The organism is Aestuariimicrobium soli, from assembly GCF_051192575.1.
Lineage (GTDB): Bacteria > Actinomycetota > Actinomycetes > Propionibacteriales > Propionibacteriaceae > Aestuariimicrobium > Aestuariimicrobium soli.
The window spans coordinates 353,167-370,207 of record NZ_JBPJSQ010000003.1 but is presented as its reverse complement, the minus strand read 5'-3'; the positions used below and the strand labels follow the sequence as shown (position 1 = coordinate 370,207).

At 68.9% G+C, this 17,041-nt stretch carries 12 protein-coding genes; 2 read left to right on the top strand and 10 right to left on the bottom strand.

All coding sequences use genetic code 11. The features are described 5' to 3' along the window. Positions 1–13: 13 nt before the first annotated feature. Positions 14–2,371, bottom strand: coding sequence for an alpha-xylosidase (yicI, locus tag ACSDQ9_RS05450; protein WP_435144606.1), 2,358 nt, complete (start codon positions 2,369–2,371; stop codon positions 14–16). 101 nt (positions 2,372–2,472) lie between these two features. Between yicI and ACSDQ9_RS05445 the strand changes: the two genes are divergently transcribed. After that, entirely contained in the window at positions 2,473–3,492 is a 1,020-nt protein-coding gene (locus tag ACSDQ9_RS05445; protein ID WP_435144603.1) for a LacI family DNA-binding transcriptional regulator, read from the top strand. On the opposite strand, the gene ACSDQ9_RS05440 is transcribed toward ACSDQ9_RS05445, so the two are convergent. The 9 genes from ACSDQ9_RS05440 to ACSDQ9_RS05400 form a co-directional block, all read right to left on the bottom strand. Then, on the bottom strand, positions 3,482–4,480 hold the full coding sequence (locus ACSDQ9_RS05440; protein ID WP_435144600.1) for a carbohydrate ABC transporter permease: 999 nt from the start codon (positions 4,478–4,480) through the stop codon (positions 3,482–3,484). The genes ACSDQ9_RS05445 and ACSDQ9_RS05440 overlap by 11 nt on opposite strands. After that, entirely contained in the window at positions 4,477–5,493 is a 1,017-nt protein-coding gene (locus tag ACSDQ9_RS05435) for an ABC transporter permease (protein ID WP_435144598.1), read from the bottom strand. Before ACSDQ9_RS05435 ends, ACSDQ9_RS05440 begins: the two co-directional genes overlap by 4 nt. Continuing rightward, positions 5,490–7,124, bottom strand: coding sequence for a type 2 periplasmic-binding domain-containing protein (locus ACSDQ9_RS05430; protein WP_435144595.1), 1,635 nt, complete (start codon positions 7,122–7,124; stop codon positions 5,490–5,492). Before ACSDQ9_RS05430 ends, ACSDQ9_RS05435 begins: the two co-directional genes overlap by 4 nt. A 151-nt stretch (positions 7,125–7,275) precedes the next feature. After that, positions 7,276–8,766 carry a glycoside hydrolase family 5 protein gene (locus tag ACSDQ9_RS05425; RefSeq protein ID WP_435144592.1) on the bottom strand — a complete coding sequence of 497 codons (1,491 nt, stop codon included), beginning with the start codon at positions 8,764–8,766 and terminating at the stop codon, positions 7,276–7,278. A 236-nt stretch (positions 8,767–9,002) separates the two neighbouring features. Then, positions 9,003–10,160 carry an endo-1,4-beta-xylanase gene (locus ACSDQ9_RS05420; RefSeq protein ID WP_435144589.1) on the bottom strand — a complete coding sequence of 386 codons (1,158 nt, stop codon included), beginning with the start codon at positions 10,158–10,160 and terminating at the stop codon, positions 9,003–9,005. Positions 10,161–10,241: 81 nt separating this feature from the next. Next, complete coding sequence (locus tag ACSDQ9_RS05415) at positions 10,242–12,569, bottom strand: glycoside hydrolase family 3 N-terminal domain-containing protein (protein ID WP_435144586.1); 2,328 nt, start codon at positions 12,567–12,569, stop codon at positions 10,242–10,244. 13 nt (positions 12,570–12,582) lie between these two features. Beyond that, positions 12,583–13,491 (bottom strand): carbohydrate ABC transporter permease, encoded by a 909-nt coding sequence (locus ACSDQ9_RS05410; protein WP_435144583.1) that lies wholly within the window; start codon positions 13,489–13,491, stop codon positions 12,583–12,585. Further along, on the bottom strand, positions 13,491–14,558 hold the full coding sequence (locus tag ACSDQ9_RS05405; RefSeq protein ID WP_435144580.1) for a carbohydrate ABC transporter permease: 1,068 nt from the start codon (positions 14,556–14,558) through the stop codon (positions 13,491–13,493). Before ACSDQ9_RS05405 ends, ACSDQ9_RS05410 begins: the two co-directional genes overlap by 1 nt. A gap of 3 nt (positions 14,559–14,561) precedes the next feature. Then, the gene (locus tag ACSDQ9_RS05400) at positions 14,562–15,860 is read right to left on the bottom strand and encodes an ABC transporter substrate-binding protein (RefSeq protein WP_435144577.1); all 1,299 of its coding nucleotides are present in this window, start codon (positions 15,858–15,860) and stop codon (positions 14,562–14,564) included. A 154-nt stretch (positions 15,861–16,014) separates the two neighbouring features. Between ACSDQ9_RS05400 and ACSDQ9_RS05395 the strand changes: the two genes are divergently transcribed. After that, positions 16,015–17,034: a LacI family DNA-binding transcriptional regulator gene (locus tag ACSDQ9_RS05395; RefSeq protein ID WP_435144575.1), complete on the top strand. Its 1,020-nt coding sequence runs from the start codon at positions 16,015–16,017 to the stop codon at positions 17,032–17,034. Positions 17,035–17,041: the final 7 nt, after the last annotated feature.

Here is a 17,041-nt window from a genome sequence, read left to right as displayed (position 1 = left end):
TCGTTCCTCGCCGCTACTCGACCAACGTGTCCTCCATCGAGGCGGTGACCGTCCCGTCGGTCTCGCGGACGACCTCGCCCATGCCGAGGGCGACCCCCCAGCCGGCGGGTGCGTCGTCCGAGGTCACCTCGACGGTGTCACCGGACCGCCTCACCGAGAAGACCACCTCCGAGCCATCCGGACGACCGACCCGCACCTCGCGATCGAACCCGTCGGCGGGCTGGAAGACGCGCAGCACGACCCCGTCGGCCCAGTCGCTCTCGGGGGTGTCGTCGCGGGCGCCGACGGCCACCACCGACCCCGGTCGCACGTACAGCGGCAGGCTGGCGAAGCCGTGGGTCTCGCGGCGCCACTGGCCCCCGGGCACCACGGAGCCGTCCCACCAGTTCGTCCACCCGCCGGGCGCCGTGGGCAGGTAGAACTCGACCTCACCCTCGGCCGAGAACACCGGCGACACCAGCAGCGCATCGCCCAGCAGGTACTGGTGCTCGACCAGGCAGGCGGTGCGGTCGTGGGCGAAGTCGAGCACCAGCGGGCGCATCACCGGCACCCCGGTGCGGTGGGCGGCCAGCCCGGCCCCGGCCAGGTAGGGCATCAGCGAGAGCTTCAGCCTCGTGAAGGCCCGCGTCACCGCGACCGCCTCCCCCTCTGCGGCCTGATTGTCGCCGGCTTGAGCGTCGTCGAACACCCACGGCACCCGGTACGAGGTCGACCCGTGCAAGCGGGAGTGCGAGCTGAGCAGGCCGAACGCCACCCAGCGCTTGAACACCGCCGGGTCGGGCGTGCCCTCGAAGCCGCCGATGTCGTGGCTCCAGAACCCGAAGCCCGAGGCCGCCAGCGACAGCCCGCCGCGCAGCGACTCGGCCATCGACGCGAACGTCGACTCGCAGTCGCCACCCCAGTGCACCGGGTACTGCTGGCCACCCAGCGAGGCCGAGCGGGCGAACAGCACGGCCTCACCCTCGCCCCGTTCGCGCACCAGCAGGTCGTGCACGCAGGCGTTGTACAGCGTGGCGTACCAGTTGTGCATCAGCTGCGGGTCGGTGCCGTCGTGCCAGACGATCGCCTCGCCATCGGCCGAGGTGGGAATCCGCTCACCGAAGTCAGTCTTGAAGCAGTCGACACCGTCGTCGAGCAGGGCCCGCAGCTTGCCCGCGTACCAGTCGCTGGCCTCGGGGTTGGTGAAGTCGACCAGCCCCATGCCCGCCTGCCACTGATCGGTCTGCCAGACCGCACCCGAGGTCGTGCGCACGAGGAAACCACGTTCGGCACCCTCGTCGAACAGGTGCGAGCGCTGCGCGATGTAGGGGTTGATCCAGACGCACACCCGCAGGCCGCGGTCGTGCAGTTTGGCGAGCAGCCCGCGTGGGTCGGGGAAGGTCGCCGGGTCCCACACGAAGTCGCTCCAGTGGAACTGGCGCATCCAGAAGCAGTCGAAGTGGAACACGCTCAGCGGAATGCCCCGCTCGGCCATGCCGTCGACGAACGACAGCACCGTGGCCTCGTCGTAGTCGGTGGTGAACGAGGTCGACAGCCACAGCCCGTACGACCAGGCGGGCACCTTCGCCGGACGACCCGCGAGCCCCGTGTAACGCACCAGCACGTCGGCGGGCGTCGGGCCGTCAACCACCAGGTAGCGCAGCCGCTCCCCCGGCACCGAGAACTGCACCGCCGAGACCGCCTCGCTGGCGACCTCCCACGAGACCTTGTCGGTCGACTCGACCAGCACGCCGTAGCCGCGATCCGACAGCAGGAAGGGCACGTTCTTGTAGGCCTGTTCCGACGAGGTGCCGCCGTCGGCATTCCAGATGTCGACGGTCTGGCCGTTCTTGACCAGCGGCCCGAACCGCTCGCCCAACCCGTAGAAGTGCTCGCCGACCCCGATCGCCAGCTGTTCGCGCACATGGCTGCCGTCGTCAGCGCCTCGTCCGGTGACGGTGTGGTGGGCGACCGACCGGGGGCCCGACGAGGTGAGGGTGCGCCAGCCGTCGCCGTCACGGCGCTCGAAGATCAGCGACCACTCCCCCGAGGTGGCCAGTCGGGCGCGCAGGTCGCCGCTGGTCAGCACGGCCCAGCCGTCGTGATCGCCGGTCTCGACGCGCACGTCGCCGGTGCTGGCCAGCCCGAGGTCGGGTTGGCGTCGTCCGTGACCGGCATGGTGCTCGATGGTCACCCCGATCACCCCCTCGGCGGGCGAGTCGAGCTCGACCGTGATGAGCGGTCGGTTGAGGGTCATGCCGCGGTGGTGGATCGCCTGGTCGGCACTGTGCGCGACCAGCCGGTCGTCGCCGACCTCGACGTCGACGACAGCGCGTCCGCGAATGGCCTCGACGCCGGGTGGCAGCATCCAGTAACCGTCGGAGAACTTCATGGGCACATCATTTCTGCTGGAAGGGGTGGTGGTGCTGTGTTGGCGGTCTGCGATGCTTGCCGGGTGGTGGCCCTGACAACGGGGGCGCCGAGGGGGAACACATGGCAGGTATCGAAGACGTGGCGCGGCGCGCTGGCGTCTCCGCGAGCACCGTCTCGTACGTGCTGTCGGGGCGCCGACCGATCTCGGAGCCGACCCGCCAGCGGGTGCTGGAGGCCGTCGCGGCCTTGAACTACCGGCCCCACCCCGGCGCCCGCGCGCTGGCCAGCCAACGCACCCGGGTGATCGGGCTGGTGATGCCGCTTCGGCCCGACGTCGACGTGAGCGTGATCATGCAGTTCGTCGCCGGCGTGGTCACCCGTGCCCGCTTCCACGATCACGACGTGCTCATCCTGACCGGGGACGACCCCGACGCCATCCCCCGCGCCGGCGCCGGTCTGGTCGACGCCCTGGTGGTGATGGATGTCGAGTCCGACGATGCCCGCCTGCCCGCGCTGCGGACGATGCGCCAGCCGTCGGTGCTGATCGGCCTGCCGGCGCACGCCGACGGGCTCACCTGCATCGACGTCGACTTCGAGGCCGCCGGCCGGCTCGCCGTCGCCCACCTGCACGCCCATCTCACCAGCTCCCACCTTCAGGCGACGGGCGGACGACGCGTCGCCCTCGTCGGCTCCCCGCCGGCGGTGCTCGAGCGTCACACCAGCTACGCCGACCGCATGCTGCGCGGGGTCACCGACGAGGCCGCCCGGCTCGGGGTCGACCTGCAGACCGCCGCCTGCGAGGCGTCCTTCGCCGACGGCGTGCGCACCACCACCGACCTGCTCGAACGCTGGCCCGACCTGGCCGGCTTCGTGGTGCACAACGAGGCGGCCACCGAGGGAGTGCTGACGGCGATCGCCGCCGCCGGCCGCCGCCTCGGCGACGACACCCACGTGGTGGTGGTCGGCCCCCGCTCGATGGTCGCCCGACACGGGCCGTCGGTGGCCACCATCGACCTTCCCGGACGACGCATCGGCTCGTCCGCCGTCGATCTCGCCATGGCGGCGCTGGCCGGGCAGGGCCGACCGACCGTGCACCTGGTGGCCCCCGACCTGATGGTCGAGGGCACGGTCACCCCTTGACGGCACCGAAGATCACACCCTTGGTGAAGTGCTTCTGCACGAAGGGGTAGATCACCAGGATCGGGATGATCGCCAGCACCACCACGGCCATCTTGATGGGCAGGCCGGTGACCTGACCGTGGGCGACGTCGATGGTGCCCGAATCACCGCCGGGCAGCGAGACCCCCTGCAACACGTACGAGCGCAGCACCAACTGCAGCGGCCACTTGGTGTTGTCGTTGATGTAGAGCATCGCGTTGAAGAAGGCGTTCCAGTAGCCGACCCCGTAGAACAGCGCCACCACGGTGATCACGGCCTTCGACAACGGCAGCACGATCGTCGACAGAATGCGCCACTCCCCCGCCCCGTCGATGCGCGCGGCCTCGATGATGGCCGGCTCGATCGCCATGAAGAAGTTGCGCAGGATCAGCACGTTGAACGCCGACACCGCCCCCGGCAGGATCAGCGCCCACAGGCTGTCGAGCAGCCCCAGCGCGCTCACCAACAGGTAGCTGGGAATCATGCCCGCGCCGAAGAACATCGTGATCAGGAAGATGAACAGGATCGGACGATGGAACAGCGACGACGGCTTCGACAGCCCCCAGGCCGCCAGCACCGACACGGTGGTCGACAGCACCGTGCCGACCCCCGTGACGAACACGCTGACCAGCGCCGCCCGAGTGACGATGCCGCCCGAGAGGATCTGACGATAGGCCGACACGGTCAGCCCGTCGGGCACCGTGACCATGCCGCCGGCCCGGGTGACGGCCTGATTGGTCGAGAACGAGGTGATCAGGATCGACCACAGCGGGAACAGCACCGCCAGCGTGATCGCGGCCAGCACGATCACCTTCAGGGCGGTGCCGACCGGGTGGGCGGGCTCCATGTAGGCGGGACGGTTGGGGTCGCGGTGCTTGCGTCGCACCGTGCCCGGCACGCGGGTGGCCTCGGTGGGGGCCAGCGTCACGGGGGCCTCCGCCCCCAGTTGGTCAACGGATCCGGTACTCATGCTTTCTGGTACACCCCCGACTCTCCGAACATGTGGGCGAGCTTGTTGGCGCCCAGGACGAGCAACAGCCCCACGACGCCCTTCATCAGTCCGGCGGCGGTGGCGAAGCCCCAGTCACCGGCGATGACGCCCTGGTAGTAGACGTAGGTGTCGATGACCTCGCTGACATCGGGGCCGACGGCCGCACGCTGCAGGATGAGTTGCTCGAAACCGACGTTCAGCGCATCACCCAACCGCAGGATGAGCAGCAGGATCACCACCGACTTCAGGGCGGGCAGGGTGACGTGCCACAGGCGCCGCCAGCCGTTGCCGCCGTCGATCGCGCAGGCCTCGTAGAGGGCCGGATCGACCGCCGACAACGCCGCCAGGAAGATGATGATGCCCCAGCCCGCGTCCTTCCAGACCGCCTGCGAGGTGATCAGCACCAGGAAGGTGTGCGGGTTGGTCATCAGGTCGAACGGCTGCATACCGTGGTCGATCAGGATGCGGTTGAGCAGGCCGGCGCCGCCGAACATCTGCTGGAAGACCGTCACGACGATCACCCAGCTAAAGAAGTGCGGCAGGTAGACCACCGACTGGATGAACGTGCGCACCTTGGTCGACAGCACGCTGTTGAGCAGCAGCGCCAGGATGATCGGGATCGGGAAGTAGAACACGAGCTGGAACAGCGTGATCACCAGCGTGTTCTTCACCGCCAGCGCGAACTGCGGGTTGGTGAAGATGCGGGCGAAGTTGTCCCAGGCGATGAAGGGCGAGTTCCGGAAGCCCCGCACCGGGTTGTACTCCTGCCAGGCGATGATGTTGCCGGCCATCGGCAGGTAGGCGAACACCGCGAGCAGCACCACACCGGGCACCGTCATCAGGATGAGCGAGCGGTCGCGCTTGAAACGCGTCCACAGGCTCAGCTTGCGCGTCGGGGGGCCGGAGCGTTCGCGCCGACCCGCGCGGACCTTGGCGGTCCGCGCGGGGGCGGTGTCGGTCTCGGCCCCCAGCTGGGCTGGGGCGTTGCTCACGAGGGCTTGGTCTCGTCAAGGATCTTCTTGTACATGGTGCGCAGTTCCTCGCCGCCGGCCTTCTTCCAGGTCTCGATCGCCTTGTCGAGGTCGGTGAGGGTCTTGCGCCCGCGGGCGATGTCCTTCGACAGGTCGTCGAACGGCGAGCCGATCGAGGCCAGCCGGGTCGGCACGGTGATGTTCATGCCGTAGAACAGCGGCTCCTTGTAGTGGGTCGCGGTCTCGTTGACCCAGGTGGAGTAGGCCTTCACGAAGCCCGGGAACTGCACCTTGGCCACCGACGGGGCGGGCGAGGCCAGGAAGATGAACGTGGGCTGCACCTCGGCGCCACCCAGGTCGGTCATCTTCGGCAGCTTGTTCTCGTCGAGCGTGTAGTGGGTGCCCTCGATGCCGTAGTTGATCAGGTTGTACTCCTCGGTGCCGAACGGGGCCGCGATGAAGTCGGCCAGCTTGAGGATCTCCTTCACCTTCGCCTCGGCGGTGCCCTTCTTGATCGCCGAGAAGATGCCCATCGCGGGGCCCTTCCAGACGACGGGGTCGCCCGAGCCATTGCCGATCACCGGCATGGGCAGCTGGCTGTAGGTGGGGTTGGTGGGCAGCTGACGCTGCAGGGCCTCGGCCCAGCCGCCGATGCCGTCGGAGAGCATCAACGTCTTGCCCGACTCGAAGCGGGTCTTGGCGTCGCCGCCGTTGCCGGCCACCGCGTCGGGGTGCACGGCACCCGACTTGAACAGCTTCGCGATCCACTCCAGGGCCTGGCGGTACTCGTCGGTCTCGACCCGGTTGAGCAGGTTGCCGGCGTCGTCCAACCGCCAGCTCGGCGGCACGCCGTAGAAGTTCTGCGCCTGGTTCCACAGGTCGTCGCAGCCGTAGCGACCCGCCTTGGTGTCGGTGAGTTCCTTGGCGAGGGTGAGCACCTCGTCCGGGGTGGTGGGCAGGTCGGTGACGCCCAACTTCTCAAACAGGTCGGCGCGGTAGAACAGCGGGTTGGGAATGCCGGCGTCGGGCATCGGGATGCCGATCAGCGTGTCGTTGTAGACGCTGTAGCGCCACGAATCGGTGGGCACCGAGGCGAGGTTCGGGTAGTCGTTGACCTTGTCGCCACCGATGTAGGGGGTGAGGTCCTCGAACAGGTCGGGCGCGGTGTCCGAGAAGCGGGCGGGCAGGCTCCAGGTGGTCAGGCAGAGCCAGTCGGGCAGGTCCTTCTTCGAGGCCATCACGGTGGCGAGCTTGTCGCCATAGGTGTTGCCGTCGGAGATCTGGAACTTGATGGTGCTGCCGAGGCGAGCGTTGATGCCGTCGAAGTACTTGTTGCCCGTGGTCTTGGGGATGGCGCCCCACAGCGGCGTCATCGCCGTGATGGTGGAGCCCGAGCCGGGGGGCGTGTCGTAGGACTTCGCGAACGAGGCGGGAATCTTCTCCAACCCGTTGGCCGGCGGCGGGTAGTCGGGCTTGGCGTACTCCTTGAGGGTGTACTTCGGGATCAGGGCGTCGGCGGCGGCCGACGGGTTGGTGGTGGGGGCCCCCTGCGGGTTGGTGCGGCAGCCGGCGAGCACGCTCGGGCCGGCGACGGCGATGGCTCCGACACCCAGGGCGCCGAGCAGACCGCGGCGCGACAGATCGATGGTCATCTTCCTTCACTTCCTTGTGAGATCGGGTGGTGCGTGAGCGACGAGCGTCACGGGCGAACCACCGTCGAAGCGTTTCGACTCCTGCACCTTAGACCAGGCATCGTCGGCGCGGGAAGGTTTTGTGACCAATTTGTTGTGTCATGGCCCAAAATCATCCCAGCCGGATGCCCACCACCTCCGAGCCGCCGGGACCACCCGTGACCACCAGTCGGTCGTCGTGCATCTCGATCGAGGCGGACGACGACCCGATCACCTGTGCCTCGGCCGGACGACCGGCCACCCGGAACGTGGCGCGCTCGCCGGGGGCCAGCAGCAGCACGTGCTCACCGGCCCGGGCCCGCTCGGCGGGATCGGCCGAGAACGGGTTGGCCCCCTGGTCGCCGCCGCGGTGCTCGATCGTCCAGCCGTCGAGGGCGCGCACCCCGGAGCCGACCGGCTCGCCCCAGCGGTGCTCCACGGCGTAGGCGGGCAGCACCCCGCGGGGTGCCTGCAGCAGGGCGTCGAGCAGAGCCTGGTGCTGGGTGCACCGCTCGAGCCGGAAACTCTCGAGCACCGCGTCGAACAGTTCGCGCGTGCGCTCGGCGGTGGGGCCCGAGCCCTGCGGATCGGTCGCCTCGAACACGGCCACCACCTCGTCCCAGCCCTCGGGGGCGGGCGCGTCGGCGGGCGACGACGGGTTGTGCAGCTTCTTCCACGGCCAGAAGTTCCACGAGATGCCCAACTGGTCGTAGCTGCCGAACGCCGCCCGCAGCCAGCCGACGGAGTTCTCGCCGCCCTCACCCATGTAGAGCGGACGGTCGAGCTGGTCGGCGGCCGCCAGGAACCGGGCGAGCCCGTCGCGGTCGGGAGCGTCCCAGTAGCGGTGGAACTGCAGGCAGGAGTTCTCGTCCCAGAAGTCGGCGTGGGCCGGGTCGGTGAAGATCGAGACATTGGTGGCCCAGTGGGAGCCCTCGTACATCAGCAGGTGGTGCGGGTCGACGGTGCGGATCGCCCGACTGAGGTCGCGGTAGAGCAACGCGAGGTCGTCCGCGTGGCGGTGCTGGAACTCGTCACGGCAGGGCTCATTGAGCAGGTCGTAGCCCATCACGGTGGTGTCATCGGCGAACCGGCGGGCCACCTCGACCCACAGCGCGAGGCAGCGTTCGCGGTGCGGTGACTCGAAGACCTCGGGGCGATCGTGCTCGGAGTCGTCGATGTTGGCCCCCGTCTGACCGCCCGGAGCGCCGTGCAGGTCGAGCAACACCAGCAGCCCCTCGGCGCGACACCAGTCGACGGCCTGCTGCAGCCGGGTGAACCCCTCCTCGACCCAGTCGCCGGTGGTCTCGTCCATGAACAGGCGCCAGTTGAAGGGCAGGCGCACGTGGTCGAAGCCAGCGGCCTTGATGGCGGCGACGTCGTCCGCGGTGAAGAAGACGTCGCGGAACCGCGGCCAAAAGGCGTCCCCGTACTCGCGGCCGGCGAGTTCGGCGAGGCGGCGCTCCATCAGTCGCGGACGAGTGGCGCCGGCGAAGAAGCGCCACATGTAGCCCTCGGGCAGCAGCCAGTTGCCGATGCCGACCCCGCGAAAGTGGGTGGGCTTGCCGTCGGGGCCGAGCAGCTGGGTGCCCTCACGGCGGACGAAGCCGGTGGCGGGTGCGTGCACGACGGCGATCCTCTCTCCCCCGCCTCCAGCCAAGCAGACTTCGCCGGGTCGAGCCGCCACCCCCACCGCGTTTGCCTCTCGAGCGTGCCTTTACCGCCGTTGCGACAAGGGCAAACGCACGTTGACGGGGCAAACGCTCGACACGACCGAGGAAACGGTGCGCTCGGCAGGCAAACGGACATGCCGGGGGCCGCAGCACCACGCCGCGACCCCCGGACCCCAGCCCGGCCCGTGGGTCAGGAGCGCCGGGGCGACCTGCCAGGGGTGGCGTCCTCGAGGAGCGAGCGCATGGTGGTGGCGGCTGGCTTGGCCTGCAGGTCGGCTGTCCACGGAGTGGCGTACCCCTTGCCCGGGAACACACCAGGGACCCAGGAGTAGGCGTCCGTGTCCTGCCAGACGGTGAAGCTCGAGCAGGCCTTCACATTCAGGCAGGCCTTGAGCAGCTGTCCGTACTGGTCCGCCTGTCGCTGCACATCGGCAGGGTCAAGGGGCTGATCGGACGAGTCCACGCGCACCCGAACATCGGCCTCCGTGACGGCCACCTTGAGTCCGAGCGCGGCAAAGCGTTGGAAGTTGGCCTGCAGACTGGTGTCGAAGGCGTAGTCCAGGTCAAGGTGCGCCTGTGCCCCGAAGCCGCCCAGCGGAACCCCCTCGGCGAGGAGCTGCTTGGCCAAGGCGTAGTAGGCGTCCGTCTTGGCATTGATGCCCTCGGCGGCGTAGTCGTTCATGAACAGGGCGGCCTTGGGATCGGCTTGGTGTGCCCAGCGGAAGGCGTCACCGATGAGCCCCACCGGATCGGCAGCGCATGCCTTCAGGAAGGGGTTCTGGTCGGTACGAAGCCTGACCCCACCCTCGTCCCAGGTGTCGTGGAAGATCTCGTTCGCCACGTCCCACTCGTAGATCTTTCCGCGGAAGTGGCCCACGACCGTCAAGATGTGGTCCTTCAGCACGGACCGCGCCTCGTCGCAGGTCCAGGTCTGTGCCGCATCCGTCACCCACTGCGGATTCTGGCTGTGCCACAACAACGTGTGCCCACGGACCGACATGCCGTTGGACTTGGCGAACGCCACCACCGCATCGGCACTGGTGAAGTCGTAGACAGCGGGAGCAGGGTGGATGGCGTCCCACTTCATGTCGTTCTCGGGAGTCACGGAGCTGAACTGCGCGGCCAGCAGTGACTGGTAGGCGGTGGGGTGCTTGGTGGTGTAGGGGGTGAGGTCGCGCTGGCCCCAGGTGGCGCTACCGATCTTGAGGTCGATAGGGGCGGCCTTGCGCAAGGTCGCCTCGGGGGGCGTGGCCGAACTGGTCGAGCTGCCCCCGATGACCAGCGCCGACGCCATGAGCATGGCGGCGGACAGTGCGGCGATCCGGGGGAGTTTGGGACGAATGGTCATGGGGGTGGTCCTCACTTCACTGTGTGGATGGGTCTGGACTGGTTGGGTCTGGAGTGGGCAGATTCATCGGCAGGCAAACGTTCAGGACAGGGCGCCTGGGTCAGCCAGCGTCCATGGGGTGGTCAGCACACGGTCGTGTCCGACCTCTCGCACCGCACCCTCGATGCGGAACCGCCCGGTCAGCGGCAGGTCGGTGACACTCGACCCCACCTGCACGATGAACCAGCCCGGCTCCACGATGCGGCGCATCGCCAGACCCGTGAACGCGGTCCGGTCGGCATGCAGGTCGAACGTGACCCGGCAGGACGCCCCAGCCGCCAGCGGAACCCGGGCGAACCCGACCAGTCTCAGGGCCGGGGTGGTCACCTGGGAGACCTCGTCGCGCAGGTAGAGCTGCACCACGTGCACACCGTCGACGCCGCCGGTGTTGGTCACCGTCACCGAGACCTGCAGGGTGCCGTCGGGGGCAATGGCCTCGTCCGAGAGTCTCAGGTCACCGAGCTCGAAGGACGTGTACGACAGTCCGTGGCCGAAACCGAACAGCGGACGAGGGTCGAGACCCGTGGCGCCGTTGTTCCCGTGGCCCAGTGGCGGCACCAGATAGGTCCAGGGCTGCCCACCCGGGGTGGCCGGGATGCCGACCGGCAGTCGTCCCGACGGGTTCACCTCACCGCTGAGCACCCGCGCGATCGCGCCTGCGCCCTCCTCGCCCGGGAAGAATGCCTGCACCACGGCGGCGCAGCGCTCCGCCAGCCCACCCAGCGCGTACGGCCTGCCGGAGACGACCACGAGCACCACCTTCGTCCCGGTCTCCAGCACCCGTTCGACCAGCTCCCGCTGCACACCGGGTAGCTGCAGGTCGGGCACGTCGATGCCCTCCCCCGAGGTGCCGTGGCCGAACAGCCCGGCGATGTCGCCGACGGTCACCACCGTCACCTCCGCGGCGGCGGCCAGGTCGGCGGCGGCGGCGAAGCCGGACGTGTCCGTCGACTGGATCGGGGCCCCGATCTCGTGACCGACGACGTCGAAGACCTCGCCCAGGGCGGCGAGAACCGAAGGCACCTCGATCCCCAGCGGCAAATCGGGGTGGTGCTTGAGCACGTGGTTGGGGAAGGAGTAGCAACCCATCAGCGTGAGCGGGTCACTCGCGGACGGCCCGACGACCGCGATCCGACTCCCCGGCGCGAGCGGCAGGGTGCCGTCGTTGGCCACCAGCACGAGCGACTCCTCGGCCAGCCGACGGGCCAGTTCCCGGTTGCGGGGGCTGTCGAGGTCGATGGACGAGGGGTCGTCGAGCCTCGGCTGCCAGCCCTCGTCCAAGAGCCCCAGCTGCTCCTTCTGCTCGAGCACCCGGCGCACCGCGAGGTCCAGCACCTCCAAGGGTAGTTCGCCGCTGGCCACCTTGCCGGCGACGCCGGCGAAGGAGTTGGTCTGGGGCAGTTCGACGTCGAGGCCGGCCCGCAACGCGAGCACGGCGGCATCACTCGGGGTGGCTGCGACGTGGTGTGCCTCGTGCAGGAAGTTGACGGCGAAGTAGTCGGAGACGACGGTGCCCGTGAATCCCCATTCGCCGCGCAGCAGGTCGGTCAGCAGCCACGGGTCGGCGGCGCAGGGCACCCCGTCGACGTCGGTGTAGGAGTTCATGACCGACCGGGCAGCGCCCAACCTGAGGGCCATCTCGAACGGGACGAGCACCACGTCGCGCAGGTGACGCCGTCCCAGGCGGACGGGACCGTGGTTGACGGCGGCGACCGACGCGGAGTAGCCAGCGAAGTGCTTCAGGGTGGCCACGATGCCGGACGACTCGAGCCCCCGGACGTAGGCCGAACCCACCAGCCCCACCAGGTAGGGGTCCTCACCGATGGTCTCCTCCACCCGCCCCCAGCGGTAGTCGTGGACGACGTCGAGCACCGGGGACAGCGCCTGGTGCACGCCCACCGAGGCCATGTCCTCGCCGATCGCGCGTGCCATCTGCTCCACCAGCTCAGGATCGAAGCTCGACCCCCAGGCCAGTGACGTCGGGTAGACGGTGGCGCCGTGGGCGGTGAACCCCGTCAGGCACTCCTCGTGGGCGACGGCAGGGATCCCGAACCGAGACGCCTCGACCACCCGCCGCTGCCGCTCGCGCATGGCCGCCACGCCCTCGGCCAGCGACAGCGGGGTGGTGCCCCACGTGCGGGTCAGCTGGCCGAGGCCGTCGCGGATGCAGTCGTCGAACGTGAGGGTGCTGGTGGCGAAGTCGTTCGACATGGGTGCCACCTCCCCACCCTCGCCCGGCTGGCCCCAGAAGGAGCCGAGCTGGGCCACCTTCTCGTCCACGGTCATGGCTGCGAGCAGGGCGTCGACCCGCCCGGTGGTGGACGAGCCGGTGGTGGACGAGCCGGTGGTGGACGAGATGGTGTCAGTCATGGACGGTCCTTTCTCAGCCCTTGACGGCACCGGTGAGGCCACCGACGATGCGCCGTTCGAACAGGCTGAAGAAGATGAGTGAGGGGATCATGGACAGCGAGGTGAAGGCGAGCACGGCGGCCGTGTCGACCGAGTGCTCACTCGAGAAGGTCTGCACGCCCAGCGGCAGGGTGTATCGCGAGCGGTCGGAGAGCACGAACAGGGGCAGCAGGTAGCTGTTCCACGAGCCGATGAAGGCCAGGATCCCGACCGTGACGACACCGGGCATCGAGAGCCGCAGCACCATCCGGAAGAAGAACCCGAGGCGGCTGGCCCCGTCGATGGCGGCCGCCTCCTCCAGCTCCTTGGGGATCGCCGCCAGGAACGGGACGAGGATGATCACCGTGGTGGGAAGCGCGAAGGCGATCTGCGGCAGGATCAGCCCCCACAGCGAGTCGACCAGTCCGAGATTCTTCAGCAGCAGGTACAGCGGGGTGATCGCCACCGTGAGCGGGAACATCAGGCCGGCCGCGAACAACGTGTACAGGGCGCCGCGACCGCGGAACCGGTAGCGGGCCAGCACGTAGCTCGCGCACAGGCCCAGGATGACCACGCCCGCGGTCGTGGCGAGCCCCACCACCAGGGAGTTGCCGAACTGCTGCCAGAACATGCCGCTGCTCAGCACCGACGTGTAGTTCGTGAGCCGCCACGGGTTGGGGAACCCGGCGGGGTCGATGGTGATCTGGGAGTTGGTGCGGAAGCCGCCCAGGATGATGTACAACACCGGTCCGACACACAGGGCGATCAGCACGACGGCCAGCAGGTAGGTCAGGGGGCTGCCCCAGCGCGGCGATCCCTCGCGGGTGCCCGGGCGGCGGCGACGGGGTGTGGGTGCCGCGGGGACGGTGCCACCGACGGTCGGGGCGGTCACAGTGGCGGACATCAGGCCTCCCTGGGGGTGCGGTTCGGGCGACGCCGCGGCGCGCCGGTGAGGGCTCCCTCGGTGTCCCGCTTCAGCACGAAGCGCTGGTAGACGAGGGCGATCACGAGCGAGATCAGGAAGATGACCACGGCGACGGCATTGCCGTAGCCGTAGTTGCCGGCGAGTCGTCCCTCACGCACCATGTAGGTCGCCATCGTCGACGTGCCGGCGGTGGACGCCACGTACTGGCCCCAGATGATGTAGACGAGGTCGAACAGCTGCAGCGAGCCGATGATCGACAGGAAGGCCCACACCCTGATGGTGGGCGCCAGCAGCGGCAGCGTGATCCACCGTTGGGTGCGCCAGAAGGACGCTCCATCGATGGCGGCCGCTTCGTACAGCTCATCCGGGATGCCCTGCATGCCAGCCAGCATCAGGATCACGGCGAAACCGATGTACTTCCACGAGATGATCACCATCAACGTCCAGATGGCGACCTTGGGATTCGCGATCCAGTCGAACGCCAGGCTGCCCAACCCGAGCTTGTGCAACAGCCCGTTCACGGCCCCGGTGTACTGCAGCATCAGGCCCCAGCCGACGCCCACGATCACCTCGGAGACCACGTAGGGCACGAAGATGAGCACTCGGATGATCGAGCGGCCCTTGATGTTCTGGTTCAGCAACAGGGCGAACCCGATGGCCACCGGTCCTTGCAGCACCAGTGACATCACCACGATGAACAGGTTGTGCCCCAGAGCGGAGAGGAAGTGCTGGTCGGCGAGGATGATGCGGTAGTTGCGCAGGCCCACGAAGTCGGTGGGCGGGCCGAACCCCTTCCAGCGGTAGAAGCCGTAGTAGCCGGCCAGGACCACCGGCAGGATGACGAACGTCACGAACACGACGACCGCCGGTCCCGCCAGAAGAAGGATCTCGAATCGCTGGCGCCAACGGGAGGCGGTGCCGCGGCCCGGCGCCCGCACCTGGGCGACGCCGGCGGCACCGGGGAGGGCGCCCCGCCCGAGGACGGAGGAGGTGGAGGTCCCCCCCGTCCCCGGACGAGCCGCCGCGAGCGAGACGCTGTCGGCCACCGATCAGCCCTTCGACGCGGCTGCCTGCGCCGCCTTCACGATGTCGGCGGGCTGGCCCTTGCCGGCCAACAGGTCGACGACTCCACCATTGAGGGCGTTGCCCACGTTCTGGCCGTAGAGGGTGTCGAGGAAGAGCACCACGTAGCTGGCGTCGTTGTAGGCCGTCAGGTTGTCCTTGAGGGCCGGATCGGTGACGACCGACTGTGCCTGCTGGTTGGCGGGCAGGGTGTTGAATGCCTTGGCGTAGCCCTCCTGCTGCGACTTCTGCGCCGCGAAGTTGAGGAAGTCCGCGCAGACCGCCGGGGCCTTCTTCGAGCAGGAGTAGCCGTCGGCACCACCGATCATCGCCTTGGCGTCACCCTGACCACCCTCGACCGACGGGAACGGGAACCAGCCGAGGTCGGGCAGCGGCTTCTCGTCCGGGGTCAGTGACCCCACCACACCGGGTTCCCAGGCGCCCATGAGCTCCATGGCCGCCTTGTGGTTGGCGAGCAGGCCGGCGGAACTGCCGGCCCCCTGCTGGGCCGAGGTGGTGAGGAAGCCCTCGTTGAAGGGCTTGGTGTCCGCGAACGCCTTCAGGTCCTCACCGGCCTTCGTCCAGCACGGGTCGGAGAAGTCGCCCCCCATGGCCTTGCTGGTGAGCACGTCCTGGGAGCAGGCGCGCAGGGCCAGCAGGTAGTACCAGTGGGCGGCCGGCCACGCGTCCTTCCCGCCGAGGGCGATGGGAGTGATGCCCGCTGCCTTCAGCTTGGTGACGGCGTCGGAGAGCTCGGCCATGGTGGTCGGCGGGGTGTCGATGCCGGCCTTCTTGAACAGCTCCTTGGAGTAGTAGATGCCGTCGGGCAGCACCGAGGTGGGCATGCCGTAGACCTTGCCGTCCACCGTGAAGGTCGAGAAGATCGCGTCCCCGTAGGCACTCTTGGTGTCGGCGCTGATCTTGTCGGTGAGGTCCATCACCATGTCGGCGTGCACCACGTCGGCCAACTTGCCGCCGCCGCGCGCCATGAAGATGTCGGGAGCCGTGCCGGAGTTGAAGGCGGTCTGGAGCTTCCCGTCCATGTCTTCGTTCTGGATCGCCGTGATCTTGATCGTCACGTTGGGGTGCGCCGTCTGGAACTCCTTGACGGTCTGCTGCCAGTAGGCCGCTCCGTCACCGGTGGTGGAGTTGTGCCAGAACTGCATCGTCACAGGTGTCGTCGAGTCGGTCGTCACGGGTGCGTCGGCACTTCCGGAACAGGCCGTCAGCGTCATGCCCAGGGCCATGGCGGCCGTGACCGCGCCCAGGATTCTCTTGCTCGCCATTGAGGTCTCCATCGTCGTCGAAGGGTTCTGCTCCACCCCCCGGGAGGAGCGCTTCATTTAGTCTCGTCGCACTACTAAAGGTTTGTCAACCGTTGTCGACAACGTTTTCATCGCGACTTTCGTCCTCTCGACGGCCGTGGGATAGGTTTCCGGCATGTCCACCCCCCACCGCCGCGTCACCATCCACGACGTGGCCCGCGAGGCCGGGGTCTCGGTGTCGACCGTGTCGAAGGTCGTCAATCATCGCGATGGCATCTCGCCCACCACCCGGGTCAGGGTGCAGGAGGTCATCGACCGTTACGGCTACGGCGCGAGCGTCGGAGCCCGAGGACTCCGGGGGCATCGCAGCGGGGTCCTGGGCGTCCTCATCAACGAGTTCGAGCCGTACTCGGCCGAGGTGCTCAAGGGCATCGCCGCCGCCTGCTCGGGTTCGGGCTACGAGCTGTTGGCCTGGTCGGCCGCGGTCGGCGGTGACCGCACTCAGGCGGGCTGGGAGCAACGCCTGATCGCCAAGCTTGCCGGCAGCCTGATCGACGGTGCGGTGCTGGTGACGCCGAGCGCGGCCCCCGTCAACGCCGCCGGCTTCCCCCTGGTGGCGGTCGACCCCCATGACCCGTCCGGCCCCATGCCGAACGTGCACGCCGACGACCTGGGCGGTGCCCGACTGGCCGTCGAACACCTCGTGGCGATGGGGCACCGATCCATTGCCCACCTGGGCGGACGAGCCGACCTGGCCTCCGCCCAGTTCCGCGAACGGGGGTACCGCGAGGGCATGGCGGCGGCGGGGCTGCCGGTCGACGAGGCGTGGGTGGCCGCGGGCGACTACACCGCCCGGGGCGCCACGGCAGCGACCCACGCCCTGCTGGGCCTCAGCCCTCGTCCGACGGCGATCTTCGCCGCCAACGACGTGACGGCCCTACGCGTGCTCGCCGTGGCGACCGAGCTTGGTTTGTCGGTACCGGACGACCTCTCCGTCGTCGGGTTCGACAACGTGCCGGAGGCTGCGATGTCGGTACCCGGGCTGACGACCGTGGAGCAGCCCATGCAGGAGATCGGCCGGCGCGCGTTCGAGGAACTGCTGGCCCAGTTGCGGTCGGAGCCGTCGGCCACCCACTCGGTCAAGGTGCCGACTCGGCTCGTGGTGCGCGGCACGACTGCCCCCCGACCGCGCTGAGGCGTGG